Raw genomic sequence first — 12,801 nt, 5'->3', positions numbered from 1 at the left:
TGGCTTTTTAACGATCAAACTCGAAGCGGAACGGATGCTCATAGCGCCATTTATTAAAGACGCTAAATCTTTTCTTCTGCTAAGACCTGTCCCTCTTCTGCTGCTTCCTCTTTATCCTTATAAAATTCTGCATCTGGTACCGGTGCTTTCTGGTCCTTGCGCTGGCAGGCGCTGGCGTAAAGAGTACCCACTAAGGTGTGGAGGACGGTTGTAGCTGCCCCAGCCAGAGCGACATTAGGATTGAAGTGTTGGAGGGCCAGAGTCGAAGCTAAGCCCCCGTTCTGCATGCCGATTTCAATGGCAATGGCCCGGGTGGATGGGATGTCGTAGTGGCGGAATTTGCAGACCAGGTAGCCGGCCATATAGCCACTGATATTGTGGATTAAGACAGCTGCCACAATGACCCAGCCAGTCGCCTTCAAGGTGTCTGCATTAATGGCTACAGATCCTGCCAAAACCAAGAGAACTGCCAAGGAAGATAAGCTCGGCAAGAAGTCTTGGACTCCATTCAAGCGGGCGCCCGCAAAGTAATTAATGGCAATCCCAATCACAATCGGTAAGAGAACGATTTTAACAATGGAAAGGAACATGGGCCAAAAGGCGATATCAATGTAGGCACCTCCGTAAGCGGCTAGGAGCAAGGGTGTCATAAAGGGCGACAGCAAAGTCGACACCGAGGTCGCGGACACCGATAAGGCCACATTCCCATTAGCCAAGAAGGTAATCACATTGGACGAGGTACCACCTGGGGCACAGCCAACGAAGATCAGGCCCAGAGCCATCTCTTGGGGCAGGTTGAAGAGCTTAGCCACCACATAGGCAGAAGCAGGCATGAAGCCGAATTGGACCACTGCCACCAGTAAGACCTGGAGAGGGTGCTTAAAGACCTCGGAGAAGTCGTGGGGCTTCATGGTCAAGCCCATGGTAAACATCACCAAGCTCAGAAAAATTGAGGTATAAGAAGACGCCCAGATAAAGGCCTGGGGAGCCAGCAGAGCACCCAAACCGACAACCAGGACAATGATCGCCAAATACCGGTTAAAATACCCATTGATACGAGCAAAAAATCCCATCAATAAAACTTCCTTTCTTCTATTTATCATCATTATCTCATTAATTTATCATTTTTCACCTAGTCTATACCTTCTCTCCATATTTTTCAAGCCCTTTACGGAATATTCTGTCATTTACTTTAAAAGACAAAAAGCCAGCTACCTAGCTAAACTAGACAACTGGCAATTTAAGACTAAGGCCTAGAATTTGCCTCGGGCCTGTCCGCGTTTGTAATAGAAGATAATCAGTAAGGCATAGAGGCAGCAGGCCCAACCGGAACTGAGGATGCTGTAGCCCCCGCCAGTGAAGAAGAGCGGTCCGCCCTGGTAGTAATAATAAGCTGGAGCCAGGCTGATCCCGCCCTCTTCTAGGGCCGGATCGACAAAGTAAAGCACCGAAGACAAGCCATTCAGGGCCACATGGAAGGCCATACTGGACCAGACATTGCCCTCCACATAGGCAACAAGGGAGAAGAGCAAGCTGGCAAGGAACCCAGCCAGGACTAGGATGACCTGGGAGGGACCATCCAGGGGCTTGTTCAAGAGATGCATGAGACCAAAGAGGCCGGCTGGTAGGAAGATCCCCCAGTAAACCGACCTTGCCCGCCCCAGGAGCTTCAAGGCGATAGCCCGGAAGACCAATTCTTCTTGGACTGCTCCATTCAAGCCATCCGCTAAGACTAAGTAGGCCAAACTATAGAGAGACACTTCCCCCGATTGGACTTGGCCGTCTAAGCCTAAGACCGTTCCCAAGACTAGGATGACAGGCAGAGCCAGGGCAAGAAGAGCAGTCGAAATAGACACAGACCGCGGCGCCAGCCCTAATTCCCTATCCCCCATTTTCAGAACCTTTATTTGGTAGACTTTAAAGATTCCTGCAAAGATCAAAAGATCGAGCAAGGGGTTGACCAGGCTAGCCAGCCCTTCATCCGATATTAAATTCGTCATAAGGGTCGCCAAGACTTGGGCTAGGATCATCAACAGGAAAGCGACCCCACTGTAGACCAGGGCACGGCTTAAAGACTTATTTTTCATTAGATTACCTCGCTTCTCTATGAAGTGAATTTCATCGGAAAAGTTTAGCACAAAAGCCAGACCAAGACAAGAGCTTTTAGGACAGGGATAGCTTATGATTAGGTAATCCTAATTATTTGCGTTATACTGACTATTGATTAGATAAATTATTGTAGTAAGGAGATTTTTATGTTTGATTTCTTTCTCAACTTACACCCCGTCGTCCAAGCTGGCCTGGCCGGTATTGTGACCTGGTTCTTTACCGCGCTCGGCTCTTCCTTGGTATTCTTCATGGGGGAAATTAACCGTAAATTATTGGACGCCATGAACGGTTTTGCGGCCGGGGTCATGATCGCAGCTAGCTTCTGGTCCCTGCTCGCGCCTTCCATTGAATACGCCGAAGCTGGCGGCTATGGCAAGTGGGCCTTCTTTCCGGCCCTGGTGGGATTTGTGGCAGGGGGCCTCTTCCTCAGCCTACTGGACAAGATTATCCCCCACATGCACATGGATAAGACCCGGTCTGAAGCAGAAGGGGTGCCGACCCAACTTTCCTCCACCTTCCTCCTCTTCCTAGCCATCACCATCCATAATATTCCGGAAGGACTCTCAGTTGGCGTAGCCTACGGGGCAGTCGGGTCTGGTCTCGCTAATGCCAGTATGGCTAGCGCTATTTCCTTAACCCTGGGGATTGCCCTGCAGAACTTCCCTGAAGGCTCTGCCTTGGCCATGCCGATCCGCGCTAATGGGAATAGCCGCTGGCGGGCCTTTAACCTGGGCCAAGCCTCTGCCCTGGTCGAGATTGTTGGGGCGATCCTGGGAGCTTGGTTGGTTACCCAGATGACTGTTATTCTCCCCTACGCTCTAGCCTTTGCGGCGGGCGCCATGATCTTCGTCTGCGTGGAAGAGCTCATTCCTGAATCCCAAAGCAATGGCAATGAAGACCTGGCTACCCTGGCTCTGATTGCTGGTTTTGCGGTTATGATGGTCCTCGACGTTGCCTTGGGATAGGCAGCTTTTGACAGGAACTAACCGACTTGTAAACGCTTTGAGCAAATGATTTGTATCTCAGCGGCATTCTGTTATGATTAAGCTATAGGAGGTAGATATTATGAACCAAGTAACGATTGAAGAATTTTACGACATTGTAAAAGCAGACGAACCCGTTAACATCCTGGATGTTCGCCCACGCGAATTATACGAAGAAGGCCACGTACCAGGCGCCGTTCACTTCCCTCTCTCTCAGATCGAAGACCACTTAGATGACTTAGACAAGGACCAAGTCTACTATGTCATCTGCCATGACGGCAAAGGGTCCAAAAAAGGCACTGAAATCCTAGAAAAGAATGGTTTCAATGCCGTTAACGTTGAAAAAGGTACCCCTGATTACCCAGGCGAATTAGAAAAATAAGTTTAATGATTTGACTAAAAGGCACCGTATCGGAAAATGATACGGTGCCTTTTTTTGATTTTCTAATAGACTGTGCTAGTGAGCATGCGTTGCGCTGTTGAATTTGGTCCTTGAATTATGGAGGGTCAAGAACGTCTGACGCCGTTTTGTACTTTATCCGTAAGTCGCTTTGCTCCTACGGCTAAAGCAGCACCGGTTCGGGCCAAGGTCTCTCACCTAGCCGTAATTCACATCTAGTCGGGTTCAGGCTAGCAGAAATAGCTCCTCTTCACCAAAAGCCGCCGAAGACTTGCAGTCTTCTCTGTCTTTTGGCTCCAGAGCTCTATTTCTCCCGCTAGCCTTCGCACCCTGAAGCTTGCTTAGTCACGGCTAAGGACCAACTTCAACGCTCCACTCCTGCTCAGAATCAAAACTGTTATTAAAACGCATATTTCCAATCGTTTGCTAACCGATTAAAATAGTCGCTTTCCCTTTTATCAAATCATACTAACCAAAAACTATATGCGAATTAATCAGCAAAATCAAGGCAGAACGGATGCTCATCAAAACTTTGCTCTTCCTGGAAACCTGTTCCAAAAGTCAGTCCTGACATCCACTTCATAAAGGCTATCCGAACTTTTAGTAATGTTCACCTAGCCTTTATTCCAGTGATTCAGTTCTAAACGACTTTTGTCACACGCTCTTATTTTTTGCCAAGGAAGTTAGCCAGGATCTGGCGGCCTTCTGGGGTCATGATGGATTCGGGGTGGAATTGGACGCCGTAGATGGGATAGTCCTGGTGTTCTAGGGCCATGATTTCAGCCTGGTCGGTCTGGCCGGTGACCTTGAGGCAGGCTGGCAGGCTCTTGGTTTCTGCGACCAAAGAATGGTAGCGAGCAACTGGGAAACGTTCAGGGCAGCCTTGGAAGAGCTGGCTGTCGGTGTCGACCTGAATCTCCGACTGCTTGCCGTGCATCATCCGGTCAGCATAGGTCACTACCCCACCAAAAGCCTGGCAGATGGCTTGGTGGCCTAGGCAGACCCCCAAGGTTGGAATCTTGGGACCAAGCTGGCGAACTAGGTCGACAATAACCCCCGCATCTTCAGGTCGGCCGGGACCAGGCGAAATCACAATGGCGTCCGGCGCCAGGGCTTCAATCTCTTCCAGGCTCAGCTCATCATTGCGGACCACCTGGATGTCTGGATCCAATTCCCCCAGTTCCTGGTAGAGGTTATAGGAGAAACTATCATAGTTATCAATCATTAAAATCATTAGTCCACCTCCTGGGCGAGTTCTAGGGCACTTAGGGACGCTTTGGCCTTGTTGAGGCACTCTTGGTATTCTTTTGCCGCTTGGGAGTCAGCGACAATCCCTGCCCCACTGCGGACAAAGACCTTGCCATTCTTGGCATAGATCAGGCGGATGCCGATGCAGGTTTCCATATTGCCGGTAAAATCAATGTAACCAATGGCGCCGCCGTATACCCCGCGCTTGCTTCCCTCCAATTCCGCAATCAACTGGCAGGCCCGGATCTTAGGCGCTCCCGATAGGGTACCAGCTGGGAGGACGGAGGCAATGGCATCCAGGGCGTCGCAGTCTGACCGCAGCTGGCTGCCGACCACCGACCCAATATGCATGACATGGGAGAAGCGTTCGATGGCATGGAGTTTTTCTACTTCCACACTGCCAATCTCACTGACCCGGCCTAAGTCATTGCGGCCCAAATCCACTAACATATTGTGTTCAGCCAATTCCTTACTGTCGGAGAGCAGGTCCTTTTCTAAGGCCTGGTCTTCTTCTACCGTCTTGCCTCGGGGCCGCGTTCCCGCCAGTGGGAAGGTGTGGAGCCGGCCTTCTTTTAGCTTGACCAAGGTTTCCGGCGAAGCTCCCGCTAATTCCACATCCGTTCCTGAGAAATAGAACATATAAGGCGAGGGATTCACCGTCCGCAAGAGCCGGTAGGTGTTGAAGAGGCTGCCCGAGAAAGGCGCGGATAGATAATTGGAGAGGACAATCTGGAAGATGTCCCCTTCCCGGATATAAGTCTTGGCACGCTCAACAATGTCACAGAATTCCTCCTGGTTGAAGTAAGGGGTCACAGGGCCCTGGATCCGACCTGCTTCTTCCTGGACCTTATCACCCTGACGAAGAAGGTCCTCCATAGCATTCAGAGCTTCCACAGCCTTGGCATAGTTAGTCGCCACATCATCCAGCTTGACATTAGCTATCAGAATAATTTTTTGTTTCAAGTGATCAAAGGCAATCACCTGGTCGAAAAGCATCAGGTCCAGGTCCTTGAAGTTCTCGTGGTCCGCAACCGGACGCTTGGCTGAAGGCTCCACATAGTTGAAGTAGTCGTAGGCGAAGTAACCCACCAGACCTCCCGTAAAAGTTGGAAAGTTGTCCAAGCGCGGGCTCCGGTAGTCAGCCAGTAATTGGCGGATGTAGGCCGCTGGGTCTTCCGTTTCATAGACTTGGTCCCCCATTTCTAAACGGCCATCCTTACAGGTCACTTCAAGCTTAGGCTCATAGCCGAGGAAGCTATAACGGCCCCAGGTCTCATTGGCCTGGGCTGACTCCAGCATGTAGCAGTGAGTCGAGGCCTGCTTCAGGATCCGCATGGCTTCGATGGGAGTAATAAAGTCCGATAGAATCTCACGCGCCAGGGGCACAATGGTATAGTCCGTATCTTGGGCGAAGGCTTGGACCTCCTCCAGGCTTAGGTTTAAGGGCATAATCTTTCCTCCAAATTCTTAAAACCGCCTGCCAAGAAAAAAAGTCCTTGACAGAATTACACATCTGTCAAGGACGAATCGTTACTTTGAGTAAATAATCCGCGGTGCCACCTTGAATTTACGCTTGCGCGCACACTTGGCTAGGATACCAACATATCCCCGGTTCGTCACGCCAACCTCACGTCGCAGGCTACTCGGCCTCAGCCTTTCATTGCGCCCTCTGCAGTCCATTTGACAACTTGTTTCTGGTCCGGCTCTCATCTCCCCGGGCTCTCTGCGCAGGCATCGTTGCCGTTATCTCCGCTTCATCGGTTTAATTGCCACTAGTCTAGCACGCTAGATATTACCTGTCAATAATAAAAATACAAAAACCGGCCCCAGATCAGGACCGGCCGAAAATTCATATCACTGCTAGGTCGTCAGAGACTACATGCCAAAGCGTAATGCGCGCTCACTGACACAGCTACTTGTACTGATCTCGCCTTTTTATTCTTCAGCACTGCTCACTTTAAAATTTGACTAAGGTTACTTAACAATCTCCTTGTGAGCAGAAGTGGAGCTTGAAAGTGATCGTTAGCCATGAAAAGCAAGCAATGTGAATTAGGGATAGTAGGCGCTAGCCGTACTAGCCCTTTGAAGCTTGCTAGGCGAGAGACCAAGGCTCGAGCCGGTGCCATGGCTCTCTAACGATCACTTTCAAGACGGAACGCATGCTCACTAGCACAGTTCATAGTCGGGTTCGCAAAGGCAGAAAGGGAGTGACTTCAGCAAAGTGGAACGACCGGCTAAAGCCGCTCTTATCCTCTTTGCCTCCAGTCATCCCTTTCTAAACGCCTTTACTCACACCCTGTCATACCACCAAAACATAAATAAAGTGAGCAGCTGCGCCCGCCACTAAACCACCGATCGTATGGCTGAAGAGGGCATAACCCGTCATCTCCTGGGTATCCAGGGCATCCATCATGGCAATATGGGTCGACAGGTAGCCCGACCAGCACATGCACATGGCGGTAAAGACAGCCAGGTCATTGCCGTTAGCCAGGCCCGATTCCACCAGCTTGGCAGCCAAACCCACAGCCGCTCCCGCTGCACCCAGGGCGGTAATTGGTACCGAGATAGCCTCAGGATTAGAGAAGCCAAAGATAGGAGTCAGGATAAAGGATAATTTTTCCCCAATCCAGGGTAAGAAAGGAACCCCCTGGCCGATCTCACCGGTATAGATGCCATCTGGTCCTGGGCCGTGGGTGAGTAACATAACCATGGTGCAGACCACGACCACGCCCGGAATAATGGCCATACCCATTTCTACCCCATTCTTACCCCCATCCAAGAGAGCGGAGAGGGCGCGCGATCCCACGCCCCCTGCCCGGACCACCCGGAATCCTTCTGGCAGGTCTTCTTCGTGGTCGATCTCCACATAGTCTTCCGTCCCATAAGCCTTCTTAGTGAAGTGGAGCATGAGGCGGACACTGACTAAGCTGCCGACAACGGCTCCTAGGTTCCCAATCAGAGCGGCTGTCGCTGAGCCTTCGAGCGGGATCGCCAGGACCGTTGCCGTCACAATCAAGCCCATCCCAAAGGAGGTCCCAATATTCGTTAGAGCCGGCAATTGGTATTTTTTGAAATAACGTTTGAAATTATCCTCCTTGGCCAAGGTTAGAACGGCTGGATTATCTGACATATAACAGTTGAGCACACCCAAAGACGAAGCCCCCGGCATGTCATAGATCGGGCCAATTAAGCGCGACAAAAGCTTGTCGATTAAAGCCACGAAACCAAATTCCGAAAAGAGCGAGGACAGGGCTCCCGTCACCACCGAAATGGCCATCAAGAAAAAGCAGGTATTCATGAGCAGGTCATAAGCCGTCGCCATAATCGTCGATAACATATTGACCACACCCATCCGCCAGCCAATCGCCCCAAATATCCCAAAGAAAACAAGCACAAAGAGAACCGGCTCTAGGCCGATCGCCTTTTTATATCGATAACGTTTCACCATTCCACTCCTTACCAGCTAAATCGTCACATAAAACTTTTCCCATTATAGCACAAAATCCCCGCTCTAGAGATAAGAAAAAGACGCCACAAGTATTGAGGCGCCTCTTCCTTAACCTTTAGCGACTAGTTCTTAAAGAAGGAAACCACCTTGGCCTTGTTCAAGGCGCGAGCGGTTTGATAAGCTAACTCAAAGTCCACCATGCCGTGGATAATCCCGCCCAAGCCAACAAAGACAAAGAGGGTGGTAAAGTAACCGGCAGCTGAATTGTCGGTCCCTATCCCAGTTACCAAATAGACAACGACCACCTCAGCTAAGGCATGGATAAAAGCCAGCACGAAGGAGAAAGCTGTTCGTGTAGTCAATTTGTCTACCACGCTGGGGTGCTTTTGGAAGTAGTAGGCCCCAAAAGTAGCGAAGAAGACGTGGCTGAGGCCGCGCAAGCCAATCACAAAGGGGAAACCGGCCAAGAAGAAGCCGATACCAGAAGCTAGGGCAACAAAGGCGGCTGGAGCGGGCCCCATGAAGATGGCCAAGACAATGGGCAGGTGGCTGGCCAGGGTGTAAGAAGCTGGGCCGAGAACCACTTTGATAGGCATGACCATGGGGATAAGAATCGCCAAGGCGGTCAAGAGAGCAGTTAGGGTTAGGCGTTGGATAGACTTTTTATTCTGACTTAGAGACATGGAATCACCTTTCATATATTTTTTGTTCTTAATCAAATTGACTGAGTGAGCATCCGTTCCGCTTTTGAAGTTGCTCCTTGAATTTTAGAGGATCAAGAACGGCTTTCGCCGTTTTGTACTTTATCCGTACGTCACTTTGTTCCTACGGCTAAAGCCGCACCGGCTCGAGCCGAGGTCTCTCACCTAGCAAGCTTCAAAGTTAGAGTGCGACAGAAGTCGTTAAGCTCTGAACCACTGGAGCAAAGGATAGAAGAGCCTTGTCAGAGGCTCGACTAGCCTTTGTGAAGTGGAGTCAGAGCTGACTTTTGGAGCAGATTTTGGCTAGTACGGCTGACGCCTACTATCCCTAATTCACATCTAGTCGGGTTCGGTCTGGCAACTTTCGTATCACTTCACAAGTCTCCGCCGCAGTCTGTGAGACTGCTCTGGCGACTTGCTCCAGTGAACGAAAGCTAACCGCCAGACCTCTCACCCTGTGACTTGCTTTTCATAGCTAAGGACCAACTTCAAAGCTACACTCCTGCTCAAAATTAAGATTACATCTCAACTACTATCGCTTAAATAATTCTATTTGTTTATCACCACGTGCCCTACTTATAGGTCCCGATACATGATATAGATATTACAATAAGTGCTATTCTTCAGTAGGAAGCCCTTGGGAATGGTGCCAATAATTTGAAAGCCCTGCTGGGTATAAACCTTAATAGCAGCATAGTTGATAGCCACCACCGCATTGTACTGCATGCCTCTAAAGCCCAGGGTCTTGGCTTCTTCCAGCGAAGCTTCCACCAGGCTGGAGAAAAGCCCCCGCCCGCGGAAGGCCTTGTTCATACAATATGAGGCGTTAACCACATGCCCGCAGCGGCCGATATTGTTGGGTTGGAGGGTGTAGAAACCAGCCACCCTGTCCCCTTCCTTCAAACAAGTCGCCGCCGACTTATGGCTCAGGTAGTCAGTGAAATCTCCCTCGCTATAAAGCTCCGTCCCTGGAAAGGCCAAACCATCTTCGAGAACATCATTCCAGATAGCCGTCATTTGCGAAATATCTTCATCTTGATAAGCTAACAGTTCCAATTTCTTACCTCTTTCTCATCTTTTACTCATTTATTATAGAGGACAAGTTTCCCTTTGCCTAGGGGGATTTTGAACTTTACCCTGCCACCAAAAAAATCCAAGGCTCTTTTGATTGATCCTTGGATTTTGATTCAAGTTTTAGCTTTTTATTCAACGGAGCTCAGCGCTTCTAGCATGTCCACCTGTTTGAGGCGCTGGTTAATGACTAGGGCTAAAAGCAGACTGATCCCAGCAACTAGCAGACTTGGTATGAGGAAAGGCCGACTAGTGAGCGCCGGATTAAACATCACATCGGCTGGGGGCAACATATGGATGATGTAGCGGTGGAGCCACTCGCCAATGCCGAAGCCAAAGACAATACCAAACAAGGTCAGGATAATAGTCTCACGGTAGATATAGAGAGTGACTTCCCTGTCATAGAAGCCAAGCACCTTGATGGTCGATAATTCTCGCATTCTTTCCGACACATTGATGGTGGTCAGATTATAGAGAATGACCGCAGCTAGAAGGCCAGCCACTAGGATCAAGACCATCATAATCTTATCAAGGGAATTCACAATGGTTCGAATCTGATTCTGAAGGCTGGTATTCTGCACGATCCCTTTGACTCCATCGATAGCCATAAAGTCAGCCGCATAGTTTTCTGTATTTTCTTGACTTGTGTCCTTTAGGTTGACAAGCTGGGCATTAGTTTGGCAATCTTTGCCAAAGATATTCGCATAGCCGGCTTGGTTGGTGAAGACAAAGTGGCCCATGTACATTTCTGTAATCCCGGTCACCTTCATTTCATAGGTCTTGTGATCGGCATCTTCTAAGGTCAGCACATCACCTGGCCCAACGTCCAACAATTGAGCCAGGCGCTCTGAAATGATGACCCCATCCTCTTCCAGGCTCAGGCCTTGCCCTGTTTCTCGGTTGACTAAGTTGACATAGCGGTGGAAGTGGGCAGGGTTTTCTGGGACGATCAAGTGGATGGCTTGTTGGTCTTGGGCAGATCCTGCCGTCTTGGTCAATTGTTCATAGTGGATGCGGTCATGGCTGGACACCCCGCCCCCTGCTAGAAGGTCGGCTATCGCTTGCCGGTCATCGTCTGACGCCTGGTCCGCTTCAGCCACAATCATCTGATAGTGGATCAAATCGTTGAACTGGCGGTCGTTAATCCCCCTAATCGAATCTTGGACAGCTAGACCCGCGAAGAGGCAGGCCACCGCCCCAGCTACCCCAAAAATCGTCATCAGCATCCGCTGCTTGTAGCGGAAGATGTTGCGGGCCGTAATCTTTTGCATAAAGCCCAGACGATTCCAGATACCAGGAAAATGCTCCAAGAAAATCTTGCCCCCCGCTTTGGGCGCCTTGGGCATGAGGAGCTGGGCAGGCTTTTCCTTTAAGGCTCGGCGGGCTACGATGTAGGCAGGTAAGACTGCACAGAGAAGGGCCAGGGCGAGGGCCAGTAAGGAAATGGGCCAGTAGAAATGCAACTGGATCCGAGGCAGGGTAAAGCCTGTGCTATAGGCATTGTAAGCAATCAGGGGTAAGAGGATATGGCCCAGGCCAATCCCTAGCACAGAGCCCAAGAAGCTGGACAAGAAACCATAGACCACAAACTTCTTCACAATATCGCGCCTGCCGTAACCCAAGGCTTTCAAGGTCCCTGATTTAACCCGCTCTTCATCAACAAAACGTGTCATGGTGTTTAAGGTCAACAAGGCAGCTACAAAATAAAGAAAGATGGGGAAAATATTGGCCAAAGCATCCACAATATGGGAGACCGAGCCATAAATCCGGTAGCCCTCGCCACCGGGTATCTCACGGCGGCTATTGATCATGTAGCTGGGGAGATCTAATTGGTCCAGCCTTTCTTTAGACTCTGCCATTTCCTTGGTCTTTTGGTCGATTTCAGCTTGACCGGCTTTGACCTTCTCCTCTCCCTCTTTCAGGGCCTTTTCTTGGTCGGCTCCGATAGGCATCTGGGCTAGACGGGCCCGGTCTAAGTCTTGCTTGGCTTGGTCTAAGCGTTGGCTTTCCTGGTCCAGCTTCTTTTGAGCCGCTTGGATGCTTTGGTCAGCCGCTTGGAGCTGCTTGTGGCCTTGATCTTGAATCGCCGCTAGACGCTCTTCGGGCCGGTCTGCCAAGACCTCTGCCACCTGGTCCTTATGGGCTTGGATTTTGTCCGTATAAGCTTGGCCGTAAGGATCTAAGCCTTCTAAATCTTCAAAAGTCATCCGGGCCAACATATAAAGCTCGGAGTCAAAGGCCTCTTCGGCTAAAACTCCATAGCCCTTGAGCGCACCTGTGCCAGCCGTAGAGGGCCCGCGGTTAATGTCAGAGAGGATTTCACTAGAATAGACGAAACCTGTCAGAGTATAGCTGTCCCCCTTGAGCACTTTCTGCCCAAGCGGGTTCTCTGGCTCCTCAATTTGAATCTGGTCGCCAATTTGATAGTCCCCACGATAAGAGCCATCGAGGGCAATTTCATCCGCTGTTTCAGGTAAGCGACCTTCTAGAAGCTCCGCTTGGGACAAGTTCTCTGTCTTTGAAAAAAGACGCAAACTCTCCTTATCCCCTTTGAGTGTAACATCTTTCAAATAGCCTGCTTCAACTTCTTGAAGGCCATCTAGGCTTGCAAGCTGGTCCAAGTCCTCCTGGTTGAGGCCCAATGACCCCATCACCGTCAGATCAGCCGTATTCGCAGCTGCAAAATAATCCCGCCCGGTCTGCCGCATATTAGGCCCCGTTACCTTCAAGCCAACTAAAGCAAATGAACCAATCAGCATCAACATGAAGATTGAAATAAAACGAGCTTTGGACTGGCGAATGGACCGCCAGATTTCCTTCCATAATGTAGGCATCTTGTCA

General features: G+C 50.2%; 10 protein-coding genes. 2 read left to right on the top strand and 8 right to left on the bottom strand.

The genetic code is table 11. The features are described from left to right. Positions 1–62: 62 nt before the first annotated feature. Positions 63–1,073 carry a bile acid:sodium symporter family protein gene (locus QP339_RS07070; RefSeq protein WP_284910952.1) on the bottom strand — a complete coding sequence of 337 codons (1,011 nt, stop codon included), beginning with the start codon at positions 1,071–1,073 and terminating at the stop codon, positions 63–65. A gap of 180 nt (positions 1,074–1,253) precedes the next feature. Continuing rightward, the gene (locus QP339_RS07065) at positions 1,254–2,087 is read right to left on the bottom strand and encodes a CPBP family intramembrane glutamic endopeptidase (RefSeq protein ID WP_284910951.1); all 834 of its coding nucleotides are present in this window, start codon (positions 2,085–2,087) and stop codon (positions 1,254–1,256) included. A 168-nt stretch (positions 2,088–2,255) separates the two neighbouring features. On the opposite strand from QP339_RS07065, the gene QP339_RS07060 reads away from it, so the two are divergent. Further along, positions 2,256–3,074, top strand: a complete 819-nt coding sequence (locus QP339_RS07060; protein ID WP_284910950.1) for a ZIP family metal transporter — start codon at positions 2,256–2,258, stop codon at positions 3,072–3,074. A 100-nt stretch (positions 3,075–3,174) separates the two neighbouring features. Then, on the top strand, positions 3,175–3,474 hold the full coding sequence (locus tag QP339_RS07055; RefSeq protein WP_070619131.1) for a rhodanese-like domain-containing protein: 300 nt from the start codon (positions 3,175–3,177) through the stop codon (positions 3,472–3,474). A 682-nt stretch (positions 3,475–4,156) separates the two neighbouring features. On the opposite strand, the gene QP339_RS07050 is transcribed toward QP339_RS07055, so the two are convergent. From QP339_RS07050 to QP339_RS07025, 6 genes are all read right to left on the bottom strand, one after another. Further along, positions 4,157–4,726: an anthranilate synthase component II gene (locus QP339_RS07050; RefSeq protein WP_284910949.1), complete on the bottom strand. Its 570-nt coding sequence runs from the start codon at positions 4,724–4,726 to the stop codon at positions 4,157–4,159. Further along, positions 4,726–6,189, bottom strand: coding sequence for an anthranilate synthase component I (trpE, locus tag QP339_RS07045; protein WP_284910948.1), 1,464 nt, complete (start codon positions 6,187–6,189; stop codon positions 4,726–4,728). Before trpE ends, QP339_RS07050 begins: the two co-directional genes overlap by 1 nt. An 850-nt stretch (positions 6,190–7,039) precedes the next feature. Continuing rightward, complete coding sequence (locus tag QP339_RS07040) at positions 7,040–8,188, bottom strand: CD0519/CD1768 family membrane protein (protein WP_284910947.1); 1,149 nt, start codon at positions 8,186–8,188, stop codon at positions 7,040–7,042. A 122-nt stretch (positions 8,189–8,310) separates the two neighbouring features. Next, positions 8,311–8,871, bottom strand: a complete 561-nt coding sequence (locus QP339_RS07035) for a hypothetical protein (RefSeq protein ID WP_284910946.1) — start codon at positions 8,869–8,871, stop codon at positions 8,311–8,313. A 594-nt stretch (positions 8,872–9,465) separates the two neighbouring features. Further along, positions 9,466–9,945: a GNAT family N-acetyltransferase gene (locus tag QP339_RS07030; protein WP_284910945.1), complete on the bottom strand. Its 480-nt coding sequence runs from the start codon at positions 9,943–9,945 to the stop codon at positions 9,466–9,468. A gap of 146 nt (positions 9,946–10,091) precedes the next feature. After that, complete coding sequence (locus QP339_RS07025; protein WP_284910944.1) at positions 10,092–12,794, bottom strand: FtsX-like permease family protein; 2,703 nt, start codon at positions 12,792–12,794, stop codon at positions 10,092–10,094. Between the last annotated feature and the right edge of the window lie 7 nt (positions 12,795–12,801).

This window comes from Aerococcus sp. UMB7834 (assembly GCF_030215145.1).
GTDB lineage: Bacteria > Bacillota > Bacilli > Lactobacillales > Aerococcaceae > Aerococcus.
This window is presented reverse-complemented; position numbering and strand designations above follow the sequence as displayed.

Excerpts from the sequence above, each read along its gene's own strand:
- QP339_RS07070 (WP_284910952.1), bottom strand. The coding sequence starts at position 1,073 with ATGGGATTTTTTGCTCGTATCAATGGGTATTTTAACCGGTATTTGGCG.
- QP339_RS07040 (WP_284910947.1), bottom strand. The coding sequence starts at position 8,188 with ATGGTGAAACGTTATCGATATAAAAAGGCGATCGGCCTAGAGCCGGTT.
- QP339_RS07065 (WP_284910951.1), bottom strand. The coding sequence starts at position 2,087 with ATGAAAAATAAGTCTTTAAGCCGTGCCCTGGTCTACAGTGGGGTCGCT.
- trpE (WP_284910948.1), bottom strand. The coding sequence starts at position 6,189 with ATGCCCTTAAACCTAAGCCTGGAGGAGGTCCAAGCCTTCGCCCAAGAT.
- QP339_RS07035 (WP_284910946.1), bottom strand. The coding sequence starts at position 8,871 with ATGTCTCTAAGTCAGAATAAAAAGTCTATCCAACGCCTAACCCTAACT.
- QP339_RS07025 (WP_284910944.1), bottom strand. The coding sequence starts at position 12,794 with ATGCCTACATTATGGAAGGAAATCTGGCGGTCCATTCGCCAGTCCAAA.
- QP339_RS07060 (WP_284910950.1), top strand. The coding sequence starts at position 2,256 with ATGTTTGATTTCTTTCTCAACTTACACCCCGTCGTCCAAGCTGGCCTG.
- QP339_RS07050 (WP_284910949.1), bottom strand. The coding sequence starts at position 4,726 with ATGATTTTAATGATTGATAACTATGATAGTTTCTCCTATAACCTCTAC.
- QP339_RS07055 (WP_070619131.1), top strand. The coding sequence starts at position 3,175 with ATGAACCAAGTAACGATTGAAGAATTTTACGACATTGTAAAAGCAGAC.